Here is a 26,785-nt window from a genome sequence, read left to right as displayed (position 1 = left end):
ATTATAAAAATCAAGTTAAACTAAAAAATTCTTCTATTTTTTTTCGCATTTCTTCGACATTGTCGATGCGATTAACACTATCTCTAAAGGCTGAAGCATCTTTATGGCCTTTGGAATACTCGTGTAAATGTTTACGAAATATACTCACACCTTGATCTTTATAGTGTTTTATCATTTCGTCAAAATGAGTGAGTATGATTTCTTTTTTGAGTTTTTCATCTACATTTTTACCACTTTTGATTTCATAAAATATCCAAGGATTTCCCACACTTGCACGCCCTATCATAAGTCCATCACATTTTGTGATCTCATAAACCTCTTTAGCATTTTGAGCATTGATATCACCATTTGCGATCACAGGAATTTTCACGCTTGCTTTAGCATTGGCAATGGATTCATAATCCGCTTTTCCACTATAAAGCTGTTTTCTTGTGCGTCCATGAATACTTACAAAATCCACCCCCAAGCTTTCGCAAATTTTAGCCATTTTTTCGGGATATTTTTCATTAAAGCCTAAGCGAAATTTAACACTTGTAAGGCTTTTTTTATTGTTTTCTTTAATCACTCCCACAAGGCTTTTAAAAAGCTCTAAATTTTCTAGCAGAGCACTTCCTGCACATTGTTTGACGACTTTATTTACAGGACAACCACAATTAAAGTCAATGCCATCTACAAAATCCATTTCATTAAGCATTTGAACTGCTTTTTTAAGCACTTCTTTATCGCCCCCTGCAATTTGGACTATATAAGGGTTTTCAAGTTCAGCTCTTTCTAGCATATGTAAGGTTTTAGAGCTTTCATAAACTAAAGCATTGGAACTTATCATTTCACTTATTGTGATATCTGCACCAAATTTTTTTACCACATTGCGAAAAGGCAGGTCTGAAAAACCCGCCATAGGAGCTAAAAATAAAGGCTTTTTGCTAAAATCTATCATTGTATAAGCTGATTTAAATCGATTTTGATATTTTTTTCACGCAGGATTAAAAAGGCTTTAAAATCATTGAATTTTTTGTCATCATTATGAATTTGTTCTCTGAGTTCATCTAAAAGTCCAAATTCAGCTAAAAGATATAAATACGCTCTTAAAGCTTCACGTTTTTCATTTTTGATTTTGTTAAAAATTCCTATAACTGCGTCAGGATTTAAAAGCTTGATGCTTAGTTTTGCTATATCAAGATAGTCTTTTTCACTAAGGATATTGTGAGAAAGTAAAACTTCATATTCAGCAGCATTAAGCTCTAAATTTCCTTCTTTAAAACGCTTGATGAGTGTAAGGATATGACAAGGTTTTTTTGTGATTTTGATATTTTTAATTTGCTCATAAGTTCCTTTTTTTATCAAACTTTCAAAAGCCAGATCTTGGAATTCGTCTTGAGTTTGACTAAGGTTTTTGATTTTGGAATAAGCATAATTTATATCATTTTTGATATGATTTTTTTCATTTTCTAGAAATAAGATATTATTATTTTCGAGTTTAAATTTGTTAAGATTGAAGTATTCTTCTTTTTTAATGCCGTCTATAAGATCTAAAATTTCATTGATTTTGTTTGCATTAGGGATTTTTTCATGTGTTTTTAGGGTTTTAGCTAGCTGTGCTACTTGTCTAAATTCCTTTGTTTGAAAGCTGATATTTGATTCTTTTTCCAAAAGAAGGTCGCGGGTAAAATTTTCAAATTTGGTAGAATCTTTGAAAAAATGCTTAAATTTTAAAGTGAGTAAAAAATAATAAAAACCCATATGAATGATGGCAAAAAACACTAAAGGTATCAAAGGTAAAATAAGCCATATCATTATAGGTAGCTCGAAGCTATATGTATTGAAATTTAAAGTATAATTTCCTAATTCTAAATACCAAGCAAGAGCAAATATAAGAGCTATATAAATAAAGCTTGCTATAAAAAATAATCTAATTCTCATAACTCTCCTTTTTCTAAATTTTCGCGGCATACGATGCAGTATTTTGCATGAGGTTTGATTTTAAGTCTTTCTATGGTGATTTCTTCATCGCAAGATTCGCATATTCCATAAGTGCCATCTTTGATTTTTTCTAAAGAATCTTCTATTTCTTCTAATTCTTGTTTTAAATTAGCACTGATAGCAAAATCAATTTGCGATCCTGTTTCAATAACAGAAAAATCCACACTATCACTTGGGACGCTATTATGTAAGGCTTCAATTTCTTTAGAATTGCTTTGCAAATTTTCCAATATAGTTTTTTTTCTATTTTCTAAGATAGTTTTAAAAACTTGTATTTCATTCTTTTTCATTGTTTAACCTTTTATTTGTGATAAGGATGATTTGAGTTGATACAAAAAGCACGATAAATTTGTTCTAAAAGTAAAATTTTTACAAATTGATGTGCTAAGGTGAGTTTGCTTAAAGAAAGTCTAAAATCTAAACTCTGGCTGAATTCATCCCTTAAGCCGTAAGCACCACCTATAAAAAAATTTAAATTATTTTTATCTGCTATGAGTTTTGCAAATTCTACGCTTGTAAGCTCCTTGCCTCTTTCATCAAGAACTATGCAAAAGCCTTTTGTATAAGGAGCAAATGCCTCTTCATAGCTTAATTTAGCAGCTTGTGCATTTAAATTTTGCGCAGCAGCTATTTTTTTATTAAAGAGATTGTGTTCTTTAAGATCTGCAAATTTGGAGATAAGTTTTGCGTACTTCTCACCCCAAATTTTAAATTCATCGTTTTTTTGTATGTGAAAAATATTAACTTGCAAGTTATTTTCCACAAAAGAATTTAAGAGTATCGCTAAGGTATTTTTTCATATCTGAACGCTCTACTATCGCATCTATGAGTCCATGTTCGAGTAGAAATTCAGCTTTTTGGAAGCCTTCGGGTAAATCTGCACCTATGGTTTGTTTAATCACTCTTGCTCCTGCAAAACCCACCAAAGCGCCTGGTTCAGCGATGATTAAATCTCCAAGCCAAGCGAAAGAAGCGCTCACGCCTCCCATAGTAGGATCGGTTAATACGCTGATATAAGGGAGTTTTTCTTTGCTTAAAAGTTTTAAAGCAGCGCTTGTTTTACTCATTTGCATCAAAGAATAAGTACTTTCTTGCATTCTAGCTCCACCGCTTGCACTTACGATAACAACAGGAGTTTTATCTGTGATAGCTCTTTGGATTGCCCTAACGATTTTTTCGCCTTCTACAGAGCCTAAAGATCCTCCCATGAAAGAAAAATCAAACACCACAAGCTGAATTTTAAGTCCATCTATAAGACATTCTCCGCTAATGACTGCAGACTTTCTACCGGTTTTGCTTTCGCCTTCGCTCAAGCGTTTTTTATAAGACTTGCTGTCAACAAATTTGAGCGGATCTATGGCTTCTAAATTTGCATCATACTCAACAAAGGTATTTTCATCACTTAAAAGCTTGATTCTATCCATAGGAGAAATTCTCATATGATAAGAGCATTTAGGGCATACATTAAAACAAGATTCTATTTCTTTATAATACATTAAAGCATGGCAACTCTGGCATTTTACCCAATGATTTGGAGCCTCTTTGGTGCTAGGTTGTTGTCTTCTGATTTTTGAAAAAATATCTGCAAAATTCATAATAATTCACCTAATTATTTTAAAAATTCCAAGATTATATCAAAAATTTTCTTATCTTTACTTATGAGAAGGAAATTTTCATTGTTTTCTATATATAAATTTTTACACAACATCAAAGCTCCTGCAGTATCAAAGATTCGAGTTTTTCCTAAAACTAAAACAAAGCTAAAATATGGAGCATAAGCAATGCTTAAAGCTGTAGCGCCCAAAGAGCGAAATTTAAGCTTATTTTGTGCAAGGTGGTTGGTAAGACTTGGGCAAAGCGTTATTTTTTCTACGATTCCAATTTGAGAAAAATGATTAGGCAAAAAAGGAGAATAGTTAGGATTGAAAAGATTTGATTTTAAATTTTTATTATCATCAAAAATTAAAATTTCATGATTTGCTAGATTGCAAATAAAAGCACTTTGAGCTTCTTCATCTTTAAAAAGTGCTGCAGATGTTCCATAAAAGGGTATTTTAGAAACAAAATTTGAACTTCCATCTAAGGGATCAAGAATGATTTTATAAGGACTATTTTCTCCGATCAAGCCACTTTCTTCGGAAAAAATTTGACCTAGGTTGCAAAGGTGCTCTATAAAGATTTTTTCACATTTTAGATCAAGCTTATAGCTTTGATTATTATCAAAGCCAAGTTCGGGACAAAAGCTAAGATCGCTTTCGCAAATATTGTTAAGATACTCGCTAATTTGCAAATTTGCTTTTAGGCAAGCATCTAGAAATTGTTTCATTAAAAGCGTGTTCCTAGGTTAAATTCAAAAGTATTGGTATCATCACCTTTTTTATCGTTGAGTGGTTTAGCAAATACAAGTTGCAATGGCCCAATAGGAGTGATCCATTCTATACCTAAACCTGTACTCATTCTTTGAATTTCATCAAGATTTTTATTTCCTATCATCCCATAATCAAAAAATACACTACCGCGAAGTTTAATTCTATCGATTAAAGGAAAGCTAAGCTCTACAGAATTTGCAAAAGCTATAGTTCCACCCACTTCATCTCCCCATTCATTTTTAGGGCTTACAGTTCTACTTTCAAAACCGCGAAGAGAGCGAATACCACCTAAATAGATTCTTTGATTGATTGGAAGATAGCCTTCATCCCAAACTTTATAAAAACTTGCTTTATAACGATAAATAAGATCATAACCTATATAATCTTGCAAACCTTGATAAAAGTTAAATTTTGAACTCGATGAAAGGAATTCTTGATCTCCTCCAAGTCCTGCATATTCTAAGCTTGTTGAAGCGATAATACCTTTTCTTGGGAGATAATAATCATCAGTGTTGTTAAAAGTAATAGCAGGAGTGATAGAGCTTTTTATAGTTTTGCCAAGCTCATAACCTGTTCTTAAAAGTGTTGGGCTTAGATGATAGATATCACTTTGCTCAAGATTGTAAGTTAAACTTACATTATAATATCTTGCAAATTGACGACCTAGGGTGATATCAAAACCGTAATTTTTTTCAGAGTAATTATCCCATTCATAATCATTAGAATAAAGCGTTCCGCCCAAGCTGTATTGACTATCAAGAATGCGTGGATTTATAAGACTGATTCTCCCTGATAGGGTATCATCACTTTTATCTACACTCACAGAACTTTTAATACCTGAACCAAAAATATTGGTATCTGATAATGAAGCATTGAGTAACAAACCATCGCTTGAACCATAGCCAATGCCTCCTGAAATAGCACCCGTAGAAGCTTCTTTAACATTGACGATTAAATCTATATGTGTATCATCTACTTTTTCTTCTTTAATTTCTACATCATCAAAATAAGAAGTTCTTCTTAAAGCATTTGTAGATTCACTTAAATCGGTGCGATTGTATAAATTTCCTTCGGTGATATAAAGTTCGCGACGTACTACTCTATCGACCGTGCGAGAATTTCCAGAAATGATAACATTTCTTATATAGACTTTATCGTGAGGAATGACCTTAAATACAACGCTAGCTTCTTGGGTTTGATCATTTTTTTGAATATCAGGATAAACCTCTGCAAAAGCATAGCCTAAATCAGCACTTTGTGTTTCTATGGTTTTTACATCTTTGCGAATGTCTTCTATATTGATAAGTTTGCCTTGGGTTGAGCGTAGGTTTTTTACATTTTGTATATTTTCTTCCTCGCTAAATAAAGGATTTTCTATACTTATACTCTCAATTTTATAAGGCTTGCCTTCTTTGATAAAATAAGTCAGATTGGCCTGATAAGTATCGGTATAGGTTTTAAGATAAGGCGAGGATACTTGTACATCAAGATATCCTTTTTTCATGTACTCATCGCTGATTCTTGCGCTATCATTGCTTAATTCAAAAATTTTGAGCTTTCCATCATTTCTTCCCCACATCCAGCCCATAAATTCTTTTTCTTTATTGACTATACTAGGCTCGATATCTGAATATGAAAATTCCTTTGCTCCACTTAAATTAACATTGTTAATAACGATATTTTCTCCGCGATTGACTATAAATTCAAGCTCTAGTCCTTCGGTATTTTCTAGAGTCTTTTTTCTGTATTCTACTATGGTATCAAAATAGCTTTTAGCCTCATAATAAGCTTTGATGCGTTCGCTTGCTTCTTTAGCGCTTGCTTCATCAAATAAAGTTCCTCTTTTTATACCCAAAATGCTCTCTACTTGTTTTCTATCATTAGATGCAATTCCTGTAATGCTTATTTTAGCTATGCTTGGTTTTTCTGTGACAATGATATTTAAAATACCATTATTTTCCTCTACGGCAATATTTTCGAAATAATTTTGTTTATAAAGGTTAAGTATGGCGGTATTGATTTTATCAAGATTTATTGTTTCGCCGATTTTTAATCCTGTAAGATTTAAAGCACTTGCATTTGAAAGATGATTTAATCCGTTAAATTTAATTTCTTTAATTACTGCTGCATTGCTTAGTGCAACTAAGGCACAAATGCTGATGATTTTTTTCATTTATTTTTACCTAAAGCTTTATTAAAAATTTGTATAATAGCAGAAAAAATTTAACAAAGAGATTGAGATAATATTATGAAAGTAGCAATTATAGGGCTTGGATTGATAGGGGGTTCTTTAGGACTTTGTTTAAAGGAAAATAAATTAATTTCTTGTGTGTATGGTTTAGATTCAAGCAAGGAAAATGAGCAAGATGCTTTAAATTTAGGACTTGTTCATGAGCTTATAGAATTTGAAAATTTGCATTTGTGCGATATGATTTTTATCGCAACGCCTGTAAATGCTATCATAGAGATTTTACAAAAATTAGTAAATTTGCCTTCAAATACAACCATTATAGAGCTTGGAAGTACAAAAAGAAAAATCATAGAAAAATTGCCTGCAAAGCTTACCAAACAAACTCTTTTTGCCCATCCTATGGCAGGAACTGAAAACAGCGGCCCAAAAGCGGCTTTTAAAGAGCTTTATAAGGATGCTGTTTGTGTGTTGTGTGATAGTGAAGTGGCTGATGATTTGCACCAAAAAAGAGCAGTAGAAATTTTTTCGCATTTGGGTATGAGGATTGTTTTTATGGATAGCACAGCTCATGATCATCATGCCGCTATTATTTCGCATTTGCCGCATGTGATTAGTTTTTCTTTAGCAAATTTTGTGATGAAAGAAGAAGATAAAAGAAATATCGTTCATTTAGCGGGTGGTTCTTTTAAGGGTATGAGTAGGATTGCTAAATCATCTCCTATTATGTGGGGGAGTATTTTTGAACAAAACAAAGATAATGTTTTAAGTTCTATTGAATTTTTTCAAAAAGAATTAGAATTTTGCAAAAAGATGATTGAAGAGGATAAAAATGAAGAATTAAAGTCTTGGATGCAAAAAGCCAATACTTTAAGAGAAATTTTGTGAAATTTGCTGGATATTTACTGAAATTATAATAAAATTTTTTTAAGTTTTTTAAGAAAAAATAAATTTTGTTAAAATAAAAATATATTTAGGAAAAAATATGGCGAGAAAAAAGGGAAAAATTTATTTATATTTGTTAGTTTTGGTTTTAATCGGTGTTTTGGCGTTTTTTATTTCAAAAACGAATGCTTTTGAAACAACACCTCCTAAAATCCTTATGCCAGATATCATTTATAGTGATCTTAAAAAACCTATTTCAGTTCATGTAAAAGATGATGAAGGTTCTATTGAAAGTGTTCAGATTTTCTTGCAAAAAGAAGGCAATGAAACAGGTATGCCTATAGCGGATGAAAAAATTCAAAATTCAAATGATATTACCTTACAAGTTGCTCTACCAAAACTTGCCTATAAAGAAAAAGTAAAATCTTTTATCATGGAAATTAAAGCCAAAGATAAGAGTTTTTGGAATTTTTTCGGTGGCAATGAAGCGAGCAAACAAGTCCTTATCATGATTGATGATAGTGCTCCAAAGGTAAATGTATTGAGCAATTCTTATCAGATTGAGCAAGGAGGTGCTGCTAGTGTTGTGTTTTCAGCTAGTGATGCAAATTTAGATAAGGTTTATATCGAAACAAATACAGGAAAAATTTTTCAAGCTACTCCTTATTTAAAAGAAGGCTATTACGCAGCTCTTATAGCTTGGGATGCAAGAGATGAAGAATTTCGTGCTTATATCATTGCTACAGATAAGGCAGGAAATATAACCAAAGAGCGCATAAGGTATTATTTTGTCAATCGCAAATACCGCGTTTCAAATATCAATCTTACAGATAGATTTTTAGATGGCAAAATAGAAGATTTAGCACAAGAATATGCGCCAAAGGATAACAATTTTACGCGTTTTGAGAAATTTAAATTTGTAAATGAAACCTTAAGAGGCAATAATGAAATTTTGATACATAAAATCACTTCAGAAGTGCCTGAAAGTAAAATCGATGATTTTAAAATCGATTTATTTTTACCACTTCGAAATGGTATGAAGGTAGCAGATTTTGCTGATCATAGGTATTATTCTTACAATGGACAATTTGTAAGCGATTCTTATCATATGGGTATAGATTTAGCAAGCGTGGCAGAAGCTCCTATTATAAGTAATAATTCAGGCAAAGTCGTATTTGCAGAAGAAAATGGAATTTATGGACTTAATTTAATCGTCTATCATGGTTTTGGAGTTTATAGTCTTTATGGGCATTGTTCTTCTAAAAGTGTTGAACTTGATGAGATTTTAAGCAAAAAAAGTGTAATAGGTAGAACAGGTGTAAGTGGATTGGCTTTGGGGGATCATTTGCACTTTGGTGTTTTAGTTCAAGGTGTTGAAACACGCCCTGAGCAATGGCAAGATAAAAAATGGATAGAAAATAATATTTACAATGTTTTAAACGAAGGTAAAAAAATAATTTTAGGAAAAAATTAATGAAACAATTAACTTTAGCAAAAACTGTCAAAGGCGTAGGTATAGGACTTCACAAAGGTGAGCCTATAGAAATCACTTTAGAGCCTTTAGAAGCAAATAGTGGGATAGTTTTTTTTAGAAGCGATTTAAATGCTACTTATAAAGCAAGCCCTGAAAATGTTATCAATACTCAAATGGCAACGGTTTTGGGCGATGAAAGAGGATTTATTTCTACTATAGAGCATTTAATGAGTGCAATCAATGCTTATGGGATAGATAATGTCCGCATCGTTTTAAATGCTAATGAAGCACCCGTAATGGATGGATCAAGCATTAGCTTTTGTATGATGCTTGATGAAGCAGGGGTTAAAGAGCTTGATGCACCTAAAAAAATTATGGTGATTAAAAAGCCTATAGAGGTAAGAGACGGTGATAAATATGTGCGTTTAACTCCGACCAAAGAACCGCGTATTAATTATACTATCAAGTTTGATAATGCTGTTATAGGCGAACAAAGCTATAATTTTGAATTCAGTAAGAAAAACTATATAGAAAATATAGCAAGAGCTAGGACTTTTGGCTTTTTAAAAGATGTTCAAGCCCTTAGAGATATGAATTTAGCATTGGGTGGAAGTTTAGAAAATACTATAGTGGTAGATGAAAATCGTATTTTAAATCCTGAAGGTTTGCGCTTTAAAGATGAATTTGTAAGACATAAAATTTTAGACGCGATTGGAGATTTGACTTTGCTTGGGTACCGTGTTTTTGGAGATTATATTTCATATGCTGGAAGCCATCATTTAAATCATTTACTTACTAAAGAAGTTTTAAAAGATAAAGATGCTTATGAGATAGTGACCCTTGAAAAAGCAAATGAAAAAGCTTATGAAAAGGTTTTTGCATAAAAAATTCATTATTGCTTAATGCCTTATCTAAGCCTTTGATGATTGGGATTTATCAAGATGATAAACTTGTAAAAAGCATAGAGAGTGAAGAAAAGGCAAGCGAGTTTGTACCCAAAATTTTAAAGATTTTGCTAAAAGAATTTAGCTTTGATGAATTAATTTATGCCAATGGTCCAGGCTCTTATATGGGGATTAAAATTTCTTATGTAAGTCTTAGGACTTTGAGTATAGTGAAAAATATCCCTCTTTTTGCTATCAGTGCCTTTGAGCTTAACAACAATCAACCCATTGCCGCTCATAAAAATATGTGTTTTGTAAAAAAAGAAGATGAGATCATCTTGGAGGAAAATACAGCTGGAGAGTTTTTTTTACCTCCAAATTTAAGCAAGCTTAATAAAAAAGATGATAATCTACCTTTTTACTTTTTATCTGCAATTTAAAGAATTTAGGAAAAAAATTGAAAATTTTAGTACCTGCTACAAGTGCAAATTTAGGCCCTGGGTTTGATTGTTTGGGATTGAGTTTAACACTTTTTAATCATACTATTATCGAGAAGTCAAATTTTTTTAGTATCAGTGTCAATGGTGAAGGAAGCGAGAATTTAAGCCTTAAAAAAAATAATATTTTTGTAAGTATTTTTAATGAAATTTATCAAAGATTAAGTGGTAGAAAAGATCATTTTAGATTTATTTTTGATAATGCCATTCCTTTATCTCGCGGACTTGGCAGCTCTTCAGCAGTGATTATCGGTGCTATTGCAAGTGCTTATGAGATGGCAGGTTTTAAAGCAGAAAAAGAGAAAATTTTAAATGAAGCGTTAAAATACGAGAATCATCCTGACAATATAGCTCCTGCAGCACTTGGGGGCTTTGTAGTATCCATGGTAGAAAATGAAAAAGTTTTCAGTATAAAAAAAGATTTGGATGAAAATTTAAATGCTGTTGTGGTTATACCTAATGTGGCGATGAGTACAGAACAAAGTCGCAACGCCTTGCCTTCGAATTTAAGTTTGAAAGATTGTGTTTTTAATCTTTGTCATTCTTCTTTTCTTACGGCTTGTTTTTTAGAAAAAAAGTATGATTTGCTCGCTCTTGCTAGTAAAGATTTATTACACCAAACGCGTAGAATGCAAAATTTACCCGAGCTTTTTGAGGTGCAAAAATTTGCTCTTGAAAATAAGGCTTTAATGAGTACGCTTTCGGGTTCAGGCTCAAGCTTTTTTAATTTAGCATACAAGGATGATGCAAAGCATTTAGCTCAAAAAATGGAGCAAAAATTTAGAAATTTTAAAATTCTTTGTTTAGAATTTGATAATAAAGGCTTTAAAATTTGCTAAAAGAAGAAAAAAAAAGATATAATTTTGTAAAAGATAAACATGAGCCCATTCGAATGTGTATAGTCTGTAAAAATCGATATTTACAAAAAAATATGCATCGATTTAAACATTTTCAAGGTGAGCTTTATAAAGACTTTGCTTTTGGACGCAGTGTTTATTTGTGTGAGACTTGTATTTTGAGTGAAGGCAAAGTCTTGCAAAAAGCATTTTTTAAATCTTGCAAAAATTTAAATACAAAAATCACTCAGCAGAATTTAAAGGAGATAGTTTTAAATGGCAAAAATTAGAATTCATGAAATTGCGAAAGAATTAGGCTATGACAGCAAAGAAATTATCGAGAAAGCAAATGAATTGGGATTGAATATCAAAACCGCATCTAATGCTGTAGAACCCGAAGTTGCAGCAGGAATTTATGAGTATATACAAACTAAAATTATACCCGAGGCTTTCAAGAAAAATTTAAAACAAGATCCTGTAAAAAAAGCCAAAGCTGCACCCAAAGAAGAAAAAAAAGAAGAAAAATCACCTAAAGAAGTAGAAACAAAAGCTCCAGCTAAAGTCGTAGAAGAAGTAAAGCCTGAGCCAAAAACTCCTGAAGAGCCTAAAGAAAACATTCAAGAGAGTTTAGCGAGTGCGACTTTAGCTAAAAGAAGAGGGCTTGTGATTGTCAAAAAGAAAAAAGATGAAGAAGAAGCTGCGAAAAAAGAAGAGCCAAAGGCTAGCACTCCTTCAAATGAAGAGCGTCTTAGCTTAAAAACCATGTTTTCAAATGCGGATGAAAATTTAAAGAAAAAGAAAAAAGAGAAAAAGCCTTTTGTAGCGACTAAGAAAGAAAGTGCTGAAAAAATGGACTTTTTAGAAGGCCATGATTTTGCTGATATTTCTTTAGAAGATGAAGATGTGGTGGTTTTACCTGATTTTAGTGTAAAAGAACAAGAAAAACCACAAAATACTATGAAAAAACCACCTAACTTTTTGCGTCAAGCAGTAGGAAATTCAGCAAATCTTGGGCTTGAGGGTGGAATTCAAAGAAGAAGTCGTAAAAAACCACCTAAAAAAGTTGAGAAAAAAGAAAATGAAGCGGTTTCGAGCGTAGAAATTTCAAAAGAAATTCGTGTTTATGAATTTGCAGATAAGATAGGCAAAAGCGTGAGTGAAGTGATTTCAAAACTTTTCATGCTGGGTATGATGACAACTAAAAATGATTTTTTAGATGAAGATGCGATTGAAATTTTAGCTGCTGAATTTGGTATAGAGATCAATATCATCAACGAAGCAGATGAGTTTGATTATGTAAAAGACTATGAAGAAGAAGTTGATGAGAAAGATTTGGTAAGTAGAGCACCGGTGATTACTATCATGGGGCATGTTGATCATGGTAAAACTTCTTTGCTTGATTATATCAGAAAATCTCGTGTCGCTAGTGGTGAAGCAGGGGGGATCACTCAACATGTGGGCGCTTATATGGTGGAAAAAAATGGGCGTAAAATCACTTTTATAGATACTCCAGGTCACGAAGCTTTTACTGCTATGCGTGCAAGGGGTGCAAGTATCACTGATATTGTAATCATCGTTGTAGCAGCAGATGATGGGGTAAAACCACAAACTAAAGAAGCGATCAATCACGCTAAAGCAGCGGGTGTGCCTATTATTATTGCTATTAATAAAATGGATAAAGAAGCAGCAAATCCCGATATGGTAAAAACTCAACTTGCCGAAATGGAAATCATGCCAGTAGAATGGGGCGGATCTTATGAATTTGTAGGAGTTTCTGCTAAAACGGGAATGGGTATTGAAGATTTGCTTGAAATCGTGCTTTTACAAGCTGATATTTTAGAGCTTAAAGCCAATCCAAAAAGCTTTGCAAAAGCAAGTGTTATAGAGAGTTCTATCCAAAAAGGACGCGGTGCGGTAGCTACTATCATCGTACAAAATGGAACACTTAAAGTAGGAAGCACTATCGTTGCAGGTGAAGCTTATGGAAAAGTGCGCGCAATGAGCGATGATCAAGGCAAGGCTTTAAAAGAGATCAAACCGGGTGAATGTGGTGTTATCGTAGGGCTTAGTGAAGTGGCTGATGCGGGTGAAATTTTAATCGCAGTAAAGAGTGATAAAGAAGCAAGAGAGTATGCTAACAAGCGCCACGAATACAACCGCCAAAAAGAACTTAGCAAATCCACTAAAGTTAGCATTGATGAGCTTGGAGCTAAGATCAAAGAAGGTAATCTAAAAGCCTTGCCTGTTATTTTAAAAGCTGATGTACAAGGATCTTTAGAAGCCTTAAAAGCAAGCTTAGAAAAGCTTAGAAATGATGAAATTAAAGTCAATATCATACACAGTGGAGTAGGGGGGATCACGCAAAGCGATATAGAGCTTGCAAGTGCAAGTGAAAACTCCATCGTACTAGGCTTTAATATACGCCCAACCGGAGAGATCAAAGAGCGTGCTAAAGATAAAGGCGTGGAAATAAAAACTTATAATGTTATTTATAATCTACTTGATGATGTAAAAGCCTTGCTAGGTGGTATGATGAGCCCTATCATCTCTGAAGAACAACTTGGACAAGCAGAGATTAGACAAGTGATCAATGTACCAAAAATCGGACAAATTGCAGGTTGTATGGTAACCGAAGGGGTGATTAACCGTGGGGCTAAAATTCGCCTTATCCGTGATGGAGTTGTGGTTTATGAGGGAAATGTAAGCTCACTTAAACGCTTTAAAGATGATGCTAAAGAAGTGGCAAAAGGCTATGAATGTGGCGTAGGTATAGAAGGGTGCGATGATATGAGAGTGGGTGATTATATAGAAAGCTATAAAGAAGTAGAGGAACAAGCAAGTCTATGAACCCAAGTGAGATTAAAAAACTACGCACTGAAAGTATCTTAAAAGAGCTGATCCCTGAAGCTTTAGCAAATTTAGATGATGAAAATTTGAAAAATTTGTGTGTAGTGGATGTAGAGTGTAAAAAAGGCAGATATGATGCTTTTGTGTATCTTGATAAGATGTTTTTTAATGTTCATGAGCAAGAAAAAATTTTATCTTCTTTAAAAAAGGCAAGTAGAGCTTTGCAAAATTACTGCATGAGTGAGCAGGGTTGGTATAGGTGTCCGAATTTTCATTTTAAATTTGATGATAGGCTTGAGTATCAAAACCATATGGATGCACTTTTTGAAAAAATAAAAAAGGATAAAAATGAATCTTGAAGCCCTTTGCAAAGAAGTGAATTTAGAGCTTTATGATAGCGAATTAACTAGCGAAAATGGCAAGAAAATTTACCGCGTTTATGTGATGAAGCCCTTGGATGAAAAGGGTGAAAGAAGGGGTGTGAATTTGGATGATTGTGCAAGGCTTAGTGAAATTTTATCACCTATTTTCGATGTGGAACCACCTGTAAGTGGGGAGTATTTTTTAGAAGTATCTTCAGCAGGACTTGAGAGAAAACTTAGCAAGATAGAGCATTTTGCAAAAAGTATCAATGAGCTTGTAAAAATCACAACAGGTGAAAAAGAAAAAATCGAAGCAAAAATCATCAGCGTAGAGGATGAAAATATCACTTTAGAAAATTTAGAAAATCAAGAAAAAACTACTTTAAAATTTAGCGATATTAAAAAAGCCAGAACCTTCATACAATGGTAAAAATTTAGATTTTTAAATTTTTACCTATCTTTTATATAATTAAAATTAAACACAAAAATTCAAAAGGCATACAATGCTAGAAGATAAATACGATTGGAAAATAAGTAAGGCAGATCAAAATGGTAATGTGTATTATTATTTTCCAAAAGATGAGGATGAATTTAAAGAAGCAGTTGTGAAAAATGGTGGTATGAGTATGTATGTTTATCAAGAGGGTAGATTGATAGATGAATTTCATACTAAAAGTCAAGGTTATAGGTGGACTTCACCTGTTTTTAATTATCTCAAAACTATGAATAAAAATGGAAAAGATTTTTATAGATATTATAAAAATTGTAAATTGTTTGCGATTGTGGATTGAAAGGAAAGTTTATGATTGAATTTTTAAATGAAGATAGAAAAAAGTTTAAAGAGTATTTAATTGATTTTTTTCACAATGCTTATAATAGTGATAAGTTGTCCTCTAAAGATGAAATAGTTAATTTTGATTTTTTAAAAAATTATGGTTTTTGCGTTAAATTAAGCTATGGAAAAGGAACTATATCTAAAATCCCATGGATCATATTTATAAGAACAGATACTCAAGAATATAAAGCTTCTTACGGTATTTATGTATATTGTGGTATAAAAAGAGAAAATGGAGAAATTATTGTTTGCATTGGAGAAAGTGAAGACAAGACAATTAATTACTTGGCAAAAAATAAAGTTGATGATTATAATACGCAATTTAATAAAAAAACTTATGATTATAAAAATTTAAATAATGATATTGATTTGATTATTGAAAATATGCAATGGTTTGCAAAGTTGCCATTAAATGAAATTCAAGATAGGAATGATTTATCTAAAAGTAATAATAAAGAAATAAGAAATGATGGAAGCGAAATGTCAAATAAAAAAGAAAACAAAAATCTATCTTTAAATCAAATTCTTTATGGGCCTCCAGGTACAGGAAAAACTTACCATACTATAGATAAAGCTTTGGAAATCTTGGGCGAAAATTTAGAAAGTAGAGATAGAGATGAGAAAAAAGCTAAGTTTGATGAGTATGTAAAAGATGGACAAATAGTCTTTACAACTTTTCATCAAAGCTATGGATATGAAGAATTTGTCGAGGGTATAAAACCTATGATGAATAATGAAGCAAATTCACAAGAAATACAATATGAAATAAAAGATGGAATTTTTAAAGATATATGTAATAGGGCTTTGGAAAATTATGAAAATAGCAATTTAAATACAGAAGAGTTGAGAGAAAAGATAAAGCTACGGGAAAAAGTTGAAAAATTTTTAAATCGACTTTTAGAAATAAATGAGCCTATTAGCAAAACAAAAGGTGGAAATTTTTTTATCAATAGCTTCAATAATAATACAATTGAAATTTATAGTGAAGATGTAGAAAGGTTTGACGGTATTTTTAAATTAAGTTTGTCTACATTTATAACATTATTAAAATCTAATATTGAATTTAATAGCGCTGTTGAAATGTTTAAAAAAGTATTTGATAGAGATTATGCTGATAGAACTCATACTTATTATTTTAATTTGGTAAATAAATTTAAAGAGTATGAAAAACAAGCAGTATTAAAAACCGAAGATAATAAAATTAGTAGCAATTCTTTAAATTCTTACATAATCATCATTGATGAAATCAATCGTGGTAATGTAAGTAAGATTTTTGGTGAGCTTATCACCTTAATAGAACCTAGTAAAAGGATAGGTGAAAGCGAGGAATTAAAAGTTACTTTGCCTTATAGCGGTAAAAAATTTGGAGTACCTAAAAATGTATATATCCTAGGCACTATGAATACAGCTGATAGAAGTATCACTTCTCTTGATACAGCCTTAAGAAGAAGATTTGAATTTGTAGAGATGATGCCTGATCCTGATTTGCTTAAGAATGTTTTTATTTGCAAAGATGTAGAAAATCCAAATAAAGATGAAGATTATTTAGGAGATGATGCTAAAACAGAAGGTTTTGCAGAGATACTTCAAAATATTTTAATAAGTATAAATAAAAGAATTGAGTTTTTATTGGATAGGGAAAAAACCATAGGACACGCATTTTTTATGAGTGAAGCTGTTAAATTTAATAAAGATAATTGGTGTAAACCAGATAAATATGAAGAAGATTGGTATGTTTTAAGTATCTCAAAATTAAAAAGTATTTTTCAAAATAAAATCATCCCGCTTTTGCAAGAGTATTTTTACAATGACTATGCTTTAATTAGCGCAGTTTTAAATGATAATGGTATGATTGAAAAATGTGAAAAAGATGATAAATATCTACAAAAAATAAAAAATTTGGACAATGTAGATAGCGAGAAGATTATTTATAATATTGCTTCATTTGATAATAAAATTTGGAACGATATAAAAACTTATCAAGCTATTTATAATGATGGGGAAAATCAATCAAAAAATGATAAACAATAACACCTTTTCCATCATCGAACACCAAGCTTTTTCTAAAGAAGATTTGCAAGGAATTTTCAAAGAAAAGGCTAAAAAATTCTATCAAGAGCTAGAAGACTTTGCTAAAAATAATGAAAATTTTCTAGGCTTTAAAAACAAAAACACCCTAACAGCTAAAAATTATGTAGGCATTATCCAAACCAAAAGTGGAGTTTTAGAAATTTTACCAAAATGTACAAATTTGGACGGTTATAAAGATAAAGAGTGCAAATTATCTACTATCTCGAAAGAAAAACTACTAAAAAATTATATTTTAAATCAAATAAGTCAAGCTAAAACCAGTGAGAATTTTTATGGAGAGGATTTTGCTTTCAATCCCAAAACCCTTTTAATCAATATGCTAAAAACCTTAAAAAATTCTCCTTTTAAAAAATCCCAAATTTCATCTTTGCAAATTTCTAAAATGCCTTTGCTAGAGGTATTTATCGCAATGTTTTTGGATGAATTGGACGGGGTTTATAAAAAGGGTTTGAAAAAGGATTATATAAGCATTGAAGAAAATAGAAATTTTCTTAAAGGAAAATTGCAATTTAGCCAACATTTAAAACAAAATTTAGTTCATAAAGAAAGATTTTTCACTCAAAGTGATGAATTTATGCTCGATATTGCGCCCAATCGCCTTATAAAATCCACTCTCAATCTTTTAAAATCCAAAACCACTCACCATAAATTTAAAATCATCAAAGCTTTGGAAATGTTTGATGAGGTGGGATTTTCTACAAATTATGAAAAAGATTTCACTTATAAAATTTCAAGACATTTTGATTATTATGAAAATCTACTTTCTTGGTGTAAGATCTTTTTGCAAAATCAAACTTTTGCACCTTATAAGGGCAAAAATGAAGCTTTTGCCTTGCTTTTTCCTATGGAAAAACTTTTTGAAGATTATGTAGCTCATATGCTAAAAAAAGCAAATCCGACTCAAAATATCAAAACTCAAAGCAGCGGAAAATACCTGATCTCAAAAAAGGGTGAAAAATGCTTTATGTTAAAGCCTGATTTGTATATAGAAAATGAAACGATTTTAGATACCAAGTGGAAAATTCCAGATAGCAATGAAGATAAAAAGCATGGCATAGCGCAAAGTGATTTGTATCAAATGTTTGCTTATGCTTGTAAATTTAAAATTCATGATATTAAATTGATCTATCCTTTATGTGAAAGAACGATGAGTTTGCAAAATACAATAAAAGAATTAGAATTCAATGCAAATGAGCATTTGGTATTTTTAAATGATAATAGCCCTTTGAAAACAAATATAAAAGTGCAAGTGATTTTTGCACCTTTACCTTTTTAGTAAAAACTTTGCTAGCAAGTGTATCAAAAAGCCAAAGCAAGCTACAGCTATGATACAAGCACCGCTTGAGAGATTAAAATAATAGCTTATTATAAGCCCTAAAACGCAAAAAATCATACTCAATACACTTGCTAAAATCATTATTAAACCTAGTTTTTTTGTAAAATTTTCAGCTATAAAGCTAGGTATGCTAAGTAAAGCCATGATCAAAATAATCCCCACAAGGCGTATAGAAATCACTATGCAAAATGCCATAAGTGCGATTAAAAGATAATGAAAAAAGCTTGTATTTATCCCTCGCACTTTTGCAAATTCGACATCAAAGCTTAAAGCTTCAAATTGTCTATAAAATAAAAGCATTAAAACAATCACCACCCCATCTACTATCGCCATCAGCCATAGATCTTGCATTCCTACTGCTAAAATATTTCCAAAAAGATAAGCCATCAAATCCGTGCTATAACCTGGACTTAAATCTATAAGTATGATCCCAAAAGCCATCCCAAAAGCCCAAATCACAGCGACTATGCTATCGCTTCTGTGCTCATAATGCTTCGATAAAAATGCTACCAAAAAGGCTAAAAAGAGCGTGAAAATACCTGTGCTGATCAATATAGGCAAAGAAAAATAAAACGCTATACCAATACCCCCAAAAGCCCCATGCGTGATGCCTCCTGCTATGGAAAAGAGTCGATTTATCATCACAAGCGTACCTACGACTCCACAAGCAATGCTGACTAAAACCGCAGCCAATAAAGCATTTTGAAAAAAGGTGAAATTTAAAATTTCAAACATGGCTTTCCTTTGAAAATTTCAAACAAAAATTTTCTTTTTTAAAATTTTCTTTTTTTAAATTTCTTCTTGCAAATTCTTGTTCACAAATTTTTTTCTTCTCACAATTTTCTTCATCGCAAAAGCAAGAATTTAAACTCATTTCTACATCGCAAAAATGCGAATGATTTTCATAAAGGTGTTTTAAAAATACGCTTTTGTCTTTTTCTTTGGTATTGGTATGCAAAAAGAGTTCTTTGTTTAAATACGCGATTTTATCACTATAAGCAAGCACGAGATTGATATCGTGGCAAATGAGTAAAATTCCTATACCCTTTTCATGCAAAGAGCTCAAAAGTTCAAAAATTTGAATCGCAGATTTGCTATCAACGCTTGCTGTAGGCTCATCTAAGATCAGCATTTTACATTCATCGACTAAAGCTCTAGCGATAAAAACACGCTGCTTTTGACCCCCACTTAATTCATTGATTTTTCTATCCCAAAAATCCTGCATACCCACGCTTGCTAGAGCTTCTAAGGCTTTATTTTTATCTTTTTTACTATAAAAACCAAAAATTTTTTTATTGACAAGTCCCATTAAAACGATTTCTATAACCCTTGGGCAAAAGTTAGGATTAGCTAGAGTGTGTTGAGGGACATAGCCGATTTCATTTTTTTTAATCCCATGAAAACTGATAGTTTTTTTAGTCTTTAAAAGCCCTAGGATGAGTTTTACAAGCGTAGATTTTCCCGCACCATTAGGGCCGATGATAGAAAGAAAATCTTTACTATCATAGCTTAAGTTGATATTTTTTAAGATTGTTTCGTTATTGTAAGCGTAATTAAGATTTGATATTTCAAAAAAAAGCATTAAAAAACCTAATTATAAATTTTCATGAAAAGCATTGGCTGTTTTTAAAAGCTCATTTTCCCAATCATAAGATAAGTAATCTATCTTATAAATTTTTACATTATATTCTTTTTCTAAAGTTTTTGCTGTCTTTTCAGGAAAACGAGTTTGTACAAAAATAACTTTAATATTTTTTTCTTTAATCAACTTACCTAAATTTTTCAAATCTTCATTTTTTAGTTTTTTTCCTAAAAATTCTACATGATTTTGCACAAGATTATAACGCTTGGCAAAGTATGACCAAGCGGGATGATATGTTATAAATTCTTTATTTTTCGCTTTTTGTAATTTTGAAGAGATCTGTAAATTTAAGACATCTAACTCTGTTAAAAATTTATCTAAATTATGCTTGTATAAGCTTTTGTTTTGAGGGTATTTTTCTACTAGAGCATTATAGGTATTTAAGGCTATATTTTGAACCAAAATGGGATCAAGCCATGTGAAAGGATCTAAAATTTCTTCAGAGTCACTAGAACTAGCTTTAGCTAGGGAAATATTTTCTTGCATGTCTATGATTTTAACTTTTGGAAATTTTTGTTCTAGTTTATCTGTTAATTTCTTTTCAAATTCTAAGCCTATGGTAAAGTAAAGCTCACTTTTTTCAAGCTTTTTCATAGGGTTTGATTTGGATTTTGGCTTGTGTGTATTTGTGGATAAGATGTTTATATTTAGAGTATCACCTGCTATTTTTTTAACAAAAAAAGCTTGTGGGGCTATGCTTACGCTGATTAAAGGTAAATTTAGATTTTCACTTGGTTGTAAGGTTTTAGCGCAAAGAAAGGAATTAAAAAGTCCTAAAAATATAAAAAGAAGGAATATTTTTTTCATTATTTTATATCCTAAAGAGAATGAAATTTTAAAAAATTATAACAATATTAAGTTTATAAATTAGAATTTCTAAATTTTTATAGCACATCTATATGAAATTATTGTTTTATAGGGTATATTTTTTAATTTAAGTTTTATAATTACAACATCAAAAATTCTCTTTTAAAATTTTTTAAAGAAAGGTGTAAAATCTGTGAAAAGTGTCAAAATTAAAGTCTCACTTATTGTAAATTTGATAGCAATTGTGTGTCTAATTTTTTTAGGGATTATAACATTTATCTTTGTTAAGGATGAGGTTTTTAATCAAGTGGTTAAGTCTGAAAGTAATTATGTAAGAACTGCTAAAAATTCTATGGAGGCTTTTAAAGCAAGAAATACCGCAGCTCTTGAAAGCTTGGCTAAAAATATTTTAAAACTTCCTTATGAACAAATCAGCAATCAAGAAGCTTTAATGCGTTATGTAGGTAAGGATTTAAAGGTGTTTAGAGATGCTGGAGGGTTTTTAGCAGTTTATATTGCTCAGCCTGATGGTGAACTTGTTGTTACAGATCCTGATTCTGATGAAAAAGGTTTAAATTTCGGAATTTATGGTAAAGCAGACAATTATGATGCTAGAACAAGGGATTATTTTAAAGGAGCTGTAAAAGCAAATGGCTTGTATGTAACTCCTTCTTATCTTGATTTAACTACTAACCTACCTTGTTTTACTTATGCTACACCGCTTTATAAAGAAGGAAAATTTATCGGAGTTTTAGCAATTGATATTTTGGTAAAGGATCTGCAAAGAGAATTTGAAAACTTACCAGGAAGAACTTTTGTGTTTGATAGCGAAAATTCAATTTTCGTTTCTACTGATAAAGAGCTTTTAAAACCAGGTTATGATGTTAGCCCTGTTGCGAATATCGCTAAAGATAAAAAAGACTATGAGCCTTTCCGTTATGTAAGACCACTTGATGGAACTCAAAGATTTGGTGTATGTGCTAAGGTGTTAGGAGAATATACAGCTTGTGTAGGAGAACCTATTGATTATATAGAAGAGCCTGTGTTTAAAATTGCTTATATACAAATTGCTATAGTAATTATTACAAGTATTATTAGCGTTCTTTTACTTTATTTTATTGTATCACGCTATCTATCCCCACTTGCTTCTATCCAAGTAGGACTTAACTCCTTCTTCGATTTCATCAACCATAAAACTAAAAATGTTTCTACTATTGATGTAAAAACCAATGATGAATTTGGTCAAATCTCTAAAGCTATCAACGAAAACATCCTTGCTACTAAACAAGGTTTAGAACAAGATGCTAAAGCAGTAAAAGAAAGTGTTGAAACTGTAGGAGTAGTAGAAAGTGGTAATCTTACTGCAAGAATTACAGCTAATCCTAGAAATCCACAATTAATAGAACTTAAAAATGTTCTAAATAGACTTTTAGATGTTTTACAAACTAGAGTAGGATCAGATATGAATGCTATTCATAAGATCTTTGAAGAATATAAGTCTTTAGACTTTAGAAATAAACTTGATAATGCTAATGGTAGTGTTGAAGTTACTACTAATGCTTTAGGGGATGAAATTGTTAAGATGTTAAAACAAAGTTCTGACTTTGCTAATCACTTAGCTAGTGAAAGTTCTAAACTTCAAAGTGCAGTTCAAAACCTTACTTCATCTTCTAATTCTCAAGCAGCTTCTTTAGAAGAAACCGCAGCTGCTTTAGAAGAGATTACTTCTTCTATGCAAAATGTTTCAGTTAAAACTAGTGATGTTATCACTCAATCTGAAGAGATTAAAAATGTTACAGGTATTATTGGAGATATTGCAGATCAAATCAATCTTCTAGCATTAAATGCTGCTATTGAAGCTGCAAGAGCAGGAGAACATGGTAGAGGCTTTGCCGTTGTTGCTGATGAAGTTAGAAAGTTAGCTGAGAGAACTCAAAAGTCTTTATCTGAAATAGAAGCTAATACTAATTTATTGGTTCAATCTATCAATGATATGGCAGAATCTATTAAAGAGCAAACTGCAGGTATTACTCAAATCAATGAGAGTGTAGCTCAAATTGATCAAACCACTAAGGATAATGTAGAGATTGCTAATGAGTCTGCTATTATTTCTAGTACAGTAAGTGATATAGCTAATAACATACTTGAAGATGTGAAAAAGAAAAGGTTTTGATTAGAAATTGATGTGTAAAATTTAGATTGATATGCAAGTATCAATCTAAAGATTTTGATTTGTTGATACTTTTATTTATTACTCATTGATATCTTTAATTCATTATTCACCAATACCTAGATAGGTTGGGTGTTGATGAAATTTATTTACAAATTCTTCTTATATATTTCTTATCTTACTTATTTGAAAGTTTCTAAAAAGTTTCCAAACATTTCTATACTTTCATTGTTTTAATTTCAATACGGAGCAGAAAACAAATGCAAAGAAGAGTATTTTTAAAAGGTTCAGCTTTAGGTTCTATGGTGGCTTTTTTTGGAGGTTCAAATTTAAGTGCTGCGGTACTTAAGGATAAAGAGTTGTTAGGTTTTAAAGCTGTAAGTGCAAGCACAAAAGATGAAGTCATAGTGCCTGAGGGCTACGAGGTTAAAGTTTTGATATCGTGGGGAGATCCACTTTTTAGCAAAGCAAAAGCCTATGATGAAAGTAAAAATATCGATATGAATGCAGTTAAAAATGCTCATTTGGTTTTTGGAGATGACAATGATGGTATGAGTTTTTTTCCACTTTCAAAAAACAGAGGAATTTTAGCCATAAATAATGAATATATAAATCCTGAAATCATGTTTAATCATCATGGTAAAAATTTAAGCAAAGAAGATGTTTTATATGAGCAAGCAAGTGTGGGTGTAAGTGTATTAGAAATTCAAAAAAAGGGTAATGAATGGGCTGTAGTTTTGGATTCTAAATACAATCGTAGAATTGATGCAAATACTAAAATGGAAGTAAGCGGAGCAGCTAAAAAAGAAGTTTTAAAAGATAAAAAATTTGCTTATGGAACTTTTGCAAACTGTGCAAATGGCCAAACTCCTTGGGGAACTTATATTAGCTGTGAAGAAAATTTTGATGATTATTTTGGAAGTTCTGATGAAAATTTAAAATTTGATGAAAATTTTAAGCGATATGGCTTTAAAACAAAAAGCGAATACGGCTGGGAAAAATTTGACGAAAGATTTGATCTAGCTAAAAATTTAGATGAAGCAAATCGTTTTGGTTGGATAGTAGAAATCAATCCTTTTGATGCAAAAAGCACTCCAATTAAAAGAACAGCCTTAGGTCGCTTTAAACATGAAAACGCAGAATTTATAGTAGAAAAAGATGGTTTGGTTATCGTTTATATGGGCGATGATGAAATCGATGAGTTTATTTATAAATTTGTTAGCAAGCACAAATATGTAAAAGGTGGAGATACAAGTAAAATTTTAGATGAAGGAACTTTGTATGTAGGCCAATTTAATGGCAATGTAGGGGATTTTAGAGGCAGTGGAAAATGGATAGCTTTAGAGTATGGTAAAAACGGCTTAGATGAAAGTAAAGGATTTAAATCACAAGCTGATATACTTATCAATACCCGCCTTGCTGCAAGTGTAGTGGGTGCAACTCCTATGGATAGATGCGAGTGGATAGCAAGCCATAAAGAAAGTGGCTCTAGGGAAGTTTTTGCTACTTTAACCAATAACAAAAACAGTACACAAGCTAATGCAGCTAATCCTAGAACAAAAAATCTTTATGGGCAAATTTTAAAATGGATACCAAAAAATTCACACAAGGATGATGAATTTACTTGGGAAATTTTTACTCTTGTGGGCAATCCTGATAATCAAAAAGGTTTAAACAAAGGGTCAAATAATATCACTAGTGAAAATAAATTTAATTCTCCTGATGGACTTAAATTTGATAGAGATGGAAGACTTTGGATACAAACAGATGGTTCTTATTCTAATAAAGGCGAATATGCGGGAATGGGAAATAATTGTATGCTAGCGGCCAATCCAAAAACAGGTGAAATCAAACGCTTTTTAACAGGGCCTATAGCTTGTGAGATAACAGGAATTGCTTTTGATGAGGATTATACTACTATGTTTGTAGGTATACAACATCCAGGAGAAGGACTTAAGGGTAGTACTTTTCCTTATGGAAAAACACCAAGATCAAGTATAGTAATGATAAGAAAACTTGATGGTGGAGTTATAGGAGCTTAATTAAAGATCTAAAGAACTTATAATAATATCTCTTTTATCCCAAAGATTAAATAAGATCAAAATTATAAGTTCTTCTTTATTTAGATTGTTTTAAGTCTTAAAAAATCTAGGACAAATTCCTAGATTAATGCAAGCTTTCTATATAAGCCATAGCACTAAGCGCTGCTACGGCTCCATCGCCTGCGGCACAAATAACTTGTTTTGGAGCATCTTTTCTAAGATCTCCTGCTGCAAAAAGCCCAGGAACATTAGTTTGCATTTTAAGATTGACACTTACTTGCCCGCCTTCTTCCATATTGCACAAAAACTTACCATCGTCTTGTTTTAAAATTTCATTTCTTACATTAAGTCCCACAAAGGTGAAAATTCCTGGCACATTTAAATCTCTAATGCTACCATCTTTTAATTTTACTTTCACGCCTGTAACACCCATTTTATCACCATATACTTCATCTATGCTTGCACTAGTGATAAGTTCGATTTTTTCATTTTTCTTCACTTTTTCTACTGTAGAAGGCGCAGCTCTAAATTCGTCCCTACGGTGGATTAGATAAACTTTAGAGCAAATATTGGCTAGATATAATGCTTCTTCTAAAGCAGTATCACCACCACCTAAAACCGCTACTTCTTTATTTTTATAGAAAAAACCATCACAAGTTGCACAAGTGCTTACACCCTTGCCAAAAAATTCATCCTCACCTTTAAAACCTGCTCTTTTTGGAGCAGAACCAGTGCAAACTATCACTGCTTTTGCAAGTTCTGTTTTACCGCCCTCTAGTCTAATGGTAAAACTTCCATCTTCATTTTTTGAAATTTGTTCTACACCTACCATTTCATGCTTTAAGCCAAAACGCATACATTGCTCACTCCAAGGTGCCATAAAAGAAATTCCATCCATAACTTGTGCAACACCTGGATAATTTTCAATTTCCGAACTAGAAGTAATTTGCCCTCCTGGCATCCCTTTTTCAAACATTACTACATTTTTAAGACCACCCCTAGTTGTGTAAAGTCCAGCACTAAGTCCTGCAGGTCCTCCACCTATAATTGCTACATCTAACATTCTTTTTCCTTTGTAATTTGAATTTTATTAAGAATGATATACAAATTATTCTTAATAGTAGTTAATAAAAATTATTATTTAGTATAAATTTGAAATTTTTGAATAAAAGGCTAGTAAAACTAGCCTTGAAGATTTTTATAGTAAAGAATTTAATTTATCGCTGATTGCTTGTTTTGATTGAGCACCAACTAATTGATCTACCACTTCACCATTTTTAAAGAAGATAAGAGTAGGGATAGAGCGAACGCCAAATTCAGCTGCTAAATCGCCTTGCTCATCTGTATTTACTTTACAAATTTTTGCTTTACCGTCAAAGTCATTCGCAAGTTCATCAATTACTGGAGCAAGCATTCTGCAAGGTCCACACCATGGAGCCCAAAAATCAACTAAAGCAACACCTTCTTTTGCTTGTGCAAAATTATCACTTGTTAATTCGATATATTTTCCCATAATTTTTCCTTTCACTAATTTTTGTAA

Annotated in this window: 26 protein-coding genes; 14 read left to right on the top strand and 12 right to left on the bottom strand. The window is 31.7% G+C overall.

What is annotated here, in order from left to right; translation table 11 throughout:
* Positions 1-10: 10 nt before the first annotated feature.
* The 7 genes from FOC43_RS06855 to bamA are packed head-to-tail and all read right to left on the bottom strand — an operon-like array spanning position 11 to position 6,522.
* On the bottom strand, positions 11-937 hold the full coding sequence (locus FOC43_RS06855; RefSeq protein WP_002788913.1) for a tRNA dihydrouridine synthase: 927 nt from the start codon (positions 935-937) through the stop codon (positions 11-13).
* Positions 934-1,920 (bottom strand): hypothetical protein, encoded by a 987-nt coding sequence (locus FOC43_RS06850; protein ID WP_002778677.1) that lies wholly within the window; start codon positions 1,918-1,920, stop codon positions 934-936. Before FOC43_RS06850 ends, FOC43_RS06855 begins: the two co-directional genes overlap by 4 nt.
* A complete protein-coding gene (dksA, locus tag FOC43_RS06845; protein ID WP_002778675.1) occupies positions 1,917-2,270 on the bottom strand; it encodes an RNA polymerase-binding protein DksA in 354 nt (117 codons plus the stop codon). Before dksA ends, FOC43_RS06850 begins: the two co-directional genes overlap by 4 nt.
* An 11-nt stretch (positions 2,271-2,281) precedes the next feature.
* Complete coding sequence (locus FOC43_RS06840) at positions 2,282-2,731, bottom strand: 23S rRNA (pseudouridine(1915)-N(3))-methyltransferase RlmH (protein WP_002780129.1); 450 nt, start codon at positions 2,729-2,731, stop codon at positions 2,282-2,284.
* 1 nt (position 2,732) lies between these two features.
* The gene (gene accD, locus FOC43_RS06835; protein WP_002778671.1) at positions 2,733-3,575 is read right to left on the bottom strand and encodes an acetyl-CoA carboxylase, carboxyltransferase subunit beta; all 843 of its coding nucleotides are present in this window, start codon (positions 3,573-3,575) and stop codon (positions 2,733-2,735) included.
* Positions 3,576-3,589: 14 nt separating this feature from the next.
* Positions 3,590-4,306, bottom strand: a complete 717-nt coding sequence (locus FOC43_RS06830) for an inositol monophosphatase family protein (RefSeq protein ID WP_002785441.1) — start codon at positions 4,304-4,306, stop codon at positions 3,590-3,592.
* Positions 4,306-6,522, bottom strand: coding sequence for an outer membrane protein assembly factor BamA (gene bamA / locus FOC43_RS06825; protein WP_002778667.1), 2,217 nt, complete (start codon positions 6,520-6,522; stop codon positions 4,306-4,308). The genes FOC43_RS06830 and bamA overlap by 1 nt, the downstream gene beginning before the upstream one ends.
* Before the next feature lie 75 nt (positions 6,523-6,597).
* Between bamA and FOC43_RS06820 the strand changes: the two genes are divergently transcribed.
* From FOC43_RS06820 to FOC43_RS06765, 12 genes are all read left to right on the top strand, one after another.
* Positions 6,598-7,425 carry a prephenate dehydrogenase gene (locus FOC43_RS06820; protein ID WP_002778665.1) on the top strand — a complete coding sequence of 276 codons (828 nt, stop codon included), beginning with the start codon at positions 6,598-6,600 and terminating at the stop codon, positions 7,423-7,425.
* A gap of 97 nt (positions 7,426-7,522) precedes the next feature.
* Positions 7,523-8,896 (top strand): peptidoglycan metallopeptidase Pgp6, encoded by a 1,374-nt coding sequence (gene pgp6 / locus FOC43_RS06815; RefSeq protein WP_002778663.1) that lies wholly within the window; start codon positions 7,523-7,525, stop codon positions 8,894-8,896.
* On the top strand, positions 8,896-9,780 hold the full coding sequence (gene lpxC, locus FOC43_RS06810; protein WP_002778660.1) for a UDP-3-O-acyl-N-acetylglucosamine deacetylase: 885 nt from the start codon (positions 8,896-8,898) through the stop codon (positions 9,778-9,780). The genes pgp6 and lpxC overlap by 1 nt, the downstream gene beginning before the upstream one ends.
* 38 nt (positions 9,781-9,818) lie before the next feature.
* Positions 9,819-10,220, top strand: a complete 402-nt coding sequence (locus FOC43_RS06805; protein ID WP_023362253.1) for a molecular chaperone — start codon at positions 9,819-9,821, stop codon at positions 10,218-10,220.
* 17 nt (positions 10,221-10,237) lie between these two features.
* Positions 10,238-11,116, top strand: coding sequence for a homoserine kinase (thrB, locus tag FOC43_RS06800; RefSeq protein ID WP_002778656.1), 879 nt, complete (start codon positions 10,238-10,240; stop codon positions 11,114-11,116).
* Between the two features lie 53 nt (positions 11,117-11,169).
* The gene (locus FOC43_RS06795; protein ID WP_025399319.1) at positions 11,170-11,403 is read left to right on the top strand and encodes a YlxR family protein; all 234 of its coding nucleotides are present in this window, start codon (positions 11,170-11,172) and stop codon (positions 11,401-11,403) included.
* Positions 11,390-13,960, top strand: coding sequence for a translation initiation factor IF-2 (infB, locus tag FOC43_RS06790; protein ID WP_002783804.1), 2,571 nt, complete (start codon positions 11,390-11,392; stop codon positions 13,958-13,960). Before FOC43_RS06795 ends, infB begins: the two co-directional genes overlap by 14 nt.
* Positions 13,957-14,319 carry a 30S ribosome-binding factor RbfA gene (gene rbfA / locus FOC43_RS06785; RefSeq protein ID WP_002778650.1) on the top strand — a complete coding sequence of 121 codons (363 nt, stop codon included), beginning with the start codon at positions 13,957-13,959 and terminating at the stop codon, positions 14,317-14,319. The genes infB and rbfA overlap by 4 nt, the downstream gene beginning before the upstream one ends.
* Entirely contained in the window at positions 14,309-14,752 is a 444-nt protein-coding gene (rimP, locus tag FOC43_RS06780) for a ribosome maturation factor RimP (RefSeq protein ID WP_002778643.1), read from the top strand. The genes rbfA and rimP overlap by 11 nt, the downstream gene beginning before the upstream one ends.
* A 73-nt stretch (positions 14,753-14,825) precedes the next feature.
* Complete coding sequence (locus FOC43_RS06775; RefSeq protein ID WP_004284661.1) at positions 14,826-15,113, top strand: hypothetical protein; 288 nt, start codon at positions 14,826-14,828, stop codon at positions 15,111-15,113.
* Between the two features lie 11 nt (positions 15,114-15,124).
* A complete protein-coding gene (locus FOC43_RS06770) occupies positions 15,125-17,188 on the top strand; it encodes an McrB family protein (protein ID WP_031263520.1) in 2,064 nt (687 codons plus the stop codon).
* Positions 17,151-18,524, top strand: coding sequence for an McrC family protein (locus FOC43_RS06765; RefSeq protein WP_002790472.1), 1,374 nt, complete (start codon positions 17,151-17,153; stop codon positions 18,522-18,524). Before FOC43_RS06770 ends, FOC43_RS06765 begins: the two co-directional genes overlap by 38 nt.
* On the opposite strand, the gene FOC43_RS06760 is transcribed toward FOC43_RS06765, so the two are convergent.
* Genes FOC43_RS06760 through FOC43_RS06750 form a run of 3 tightly spaced genes read right to left on the bottom strand, consistent with a single transcriptional unit; the run spans position 18,513 to position 21,033 of the window.
* Positions 18,513-19,319: a metal ABC transporter permease gene (locus tag FOC43_RS06760; RefSeq protein WP_002794383.1), complete on the bottom strand. Its 807-nt coding sequence runs from the start codon at positions 19,317-19,319 to the stop codon at positions 18,513-18,515. The genes FOC43_RS06765 and FOC43_RS06760 overlap by 12 nt on opposite strands.
* Positions 19,312-20,166, bottom strand: coding sequence for a metal ABC transporter ATP-binding protein (locus FOC43_RS06755; protein WP_004284667.1), 855 nt, complete (start codon positions 20,164-20,166; stop codon positions 19,312-19,314). The genes FOC43_RS06760 and FOC43_RS06755 overlap by 8 nt, the downstream gene beginning before the upstream one ends.
* Positions 20,167-20,178: 12 nt before the next feature.
* Positions 20,179-21,033 carry a metal ABC transporter solute-binding protein, Zn/Mn family gene (locus tag FOC43_RS06750; RefSeq protein ID WP_004284669.1) on the bottom strand — a complete coding sequence of 285 codons (855 nt, stop codon included), beginning with the start codon at positions 21,031-21,033 and terminating at the stop codon, positions 20,179-20,181.
* A gap of 193 nt (positions 21,034-21,226) precedes the next feature.
* Here FOC43_RS06750 and FOC43_RS06745 point away from each other — a divergent pair, with 193 nt between their 5' ends.
* The gene (locus FOC43_RS06745; RefSeq protein WP_155820414.1) at positions 21,227-23,206 is read left to right on the top strand and encodes a methyl-accepting chemotaxis protein; all 1,980 of its coding nucleotides are present in this window, start codon (positions 21,227-21,229) and stop codon (positions 23,204-23,206) included.
* Positions 23,207-23,463: 257 nt separating this feature from the next.
* Positions 23,464-25,245 (top strand): PhoX family protein, encoded by a 1,782-nt coding sequence (locus tag FOC43_RS06740; protein ID WP_004284673.1) that lies wholly within the window; start codon positions 23,464-23,466, stop codon positions 25,243-25,245.
* 124 nt (positions 25,246-25,369) lie between these two features.
* On the opposite strand, the gene trxB is transcribed toward FOC43_RS06740, so the two are convergent.
* Entirely contained in the window at positions 25,370-26,308 is a 939-nt protein-coding gene (gene trxB, locus FOC43_RS06735) for a thioredoxin-disulfide reductase (protein WP_002785476.1), read from the bottom strand.
* Positions 26,309-26,443: 135 nt separating this feature from the next.
* Complete coding sequence (trxA, locus tag FOC43_RS06730; RefSeq protein WP_002778629.1) at positions 26,444-26,758, bottom strand: thioredoxin; 315 nt, start codon at positions 26,756-26,758, stop codon at positions 26,444-26,446.
* Between the last annotated feature and the right edge of the window lie 27 nt (positions 26,759-26,785).

The organism is Campylobacter coli (assembly GCF_009730395.1).
GTDB lineage: Bacteria > Campylobacterota > Campylobacteria > Campylobacterales > Campylobacteraceae > Campylobacter_D > Campylobacter_D coli.
Note: the sequence above shows the minus strand (reverse complement) of the source record. Positions and strands in the feature narration are given on the sequence as shown.

Excerpts from the sequence above, each read along its gene's own strand:
- FOC43_RS06855 (WP_002788913.1), bottom strand. The coding sequence starts at position 937 with ATGATAGATTTTAGCAAAAAGCCTTTATTTTTAGCTCCTATGGCGGGT.
- FOC43_RS06850 (WP_002778677.1), bottom strand. The coding sequence starts at position 1,920 with ATGAGAATTAGATTATTTTTTATAGCAAGCTTTATTTATATAGCTCTT.
- dksA (WP_002778675.1), bottom strand. The coding sequence starts at position 2,270 with ATGAAAAAGAATGAAATACAAGTTTTTAAAACTATCTTAGAAAATAGA.
- accD (WP_002778671.1), bottom strand. The coding sequence starts at position 3,575 with ATGAATTTTGCAGATATTTTTTCAAAAATCAGAAGACAACAACCTAGC.
- FOC43_RS06830 (WP_002785441.1), bottom strand. The coding sequence starts at position 4,306 with ATGAAACAATTTCTAGATGCTTGCCTAAAAGCAAATTTGCAAATTAGC.
- bamA (WP_002778667.1), bottom strand. The coding sequence starts at position 6,522 with ATGAAAAAAATCATCAGCATTTGTGCCTTAGTTGCACTAAGCAATGCA.
- FOC43_RS06820 (WP_002778665.1), top strand. The coding sequence starts at position 6,598 with ATGAAAGTAGCAATTATAGGGCTTGGATTGATAGGGGGTTCTTTAGGA.
- pgp6 (WP_002778663.1), top strand. The coding sequence starts at position 7,523 with ATGGCGAGAAAAAAGGGAAAAATTTATTTATATTTGTTAGTTTTGGTT.
- lpxC (WP_002778660.1), top strand. The coding sequence starts at position 8,896 with ATGAAACAATTAACTTTAGCAAAAACTGTCAAAGGCGTAGGTATAGGA.
- FOC43_RS06805 (WP_023362253.1), top strand. The coding sequence starts at position 9,819 with ATGATTGGGATTTATCAAGATGATAAACTTGTAAAAAGCATAGAGAGT.
- FOC43_RS06795 (WP_025399319.1), top strand. The coding sequence starts at position 11,170 with ATGTGTATAGTCTGTAAAAATCGATATTTACAAAAAAATATGCATCGA.
- infB (WP_002783804.1), top strand. The coding sequence starts at position 11,390 with ATGGCAAAAATTAGAATTCATGAAATTGCGAAAGAATTAGGCTATGAC.
- rbfA (WP_002778650.1), top strand. The coding sequence starts at position 13,957 with ATGAACCCAAGTGAGATTAAAAAACTACGCACTGAAAGTATCTTAAAA.
- rimP (WP_002778643.1), top strand. The coding sequence starts at position 14,309 with ATGAATCTTGAAGCCCTTTGCAAAGAAGTGAATTTAGAGCTTTATGAT.
- FOC43_RS06775 (WP_004284661.1), top strand. The coding sequence starts at position 14,826 with ATGCTAGAAGATAAATACGATTGGAAAATAAGTAAGGCAGATCAAAAT.
- FOC43_RS06770 (WP_031263520.1), top strand. The coding sequence starts at position 15,125 with ATGATTGAATTTTTAAATGAAGATAGAAAAAAGTTTAAAGAGTATTTA.
- FOC43_RS06765 (WP_002790472.1), top strand. The coding sequence starts at position 17,151 with ATGATGGGGAAAATCAATCAAAAAATGATAAACAATAACACCTTTTCC.
- FOC43_RS06760 (WP_002794383.1), bottom strand. The coding sequence starts at position 19,319 with ATGTTTGAAATTTTAAATTTCACCTTTTTTCAAAATGCTTTATTGGCT.
- FOC43_RS06755 (WP_004284667.1), bottom strand. The coding sequence starts at position 20,166 with ATGCTTTTTTTTGAAATATCAAATCTTAATTACGCTTACAATAACGAA.
- FOC43_RS06750 (WP_004284669.1), bottom strand. The coding sequence starts at position 21,033 with ATGAAAAAAATATTCCTTCTTTTTATATTTTTAGGACTTTTTAATTCC.
- FOC43_RS06740 (WP_004284673.1), top strand. The coding sequence starts at position 23,464 with ATGCAAAGAAGAGTATTTTTAAAAGGTTCAGCTTTAGGTTCTATGGTG.
- trxB (WP_002785476.1), bottom strand. The coding sequence starts at position 26,308 with ATGTTAGATGTAGCAATTATAGGTGGAGGACCTGCAGGACTTAGTGCT.
- trxA (WP_002778629.1), bottom strand. The coding sequence starts at position 26,758 with ATGGGAAAATATATCGAATTAACAAGTGATAATTTTGCACAAGCAAAA.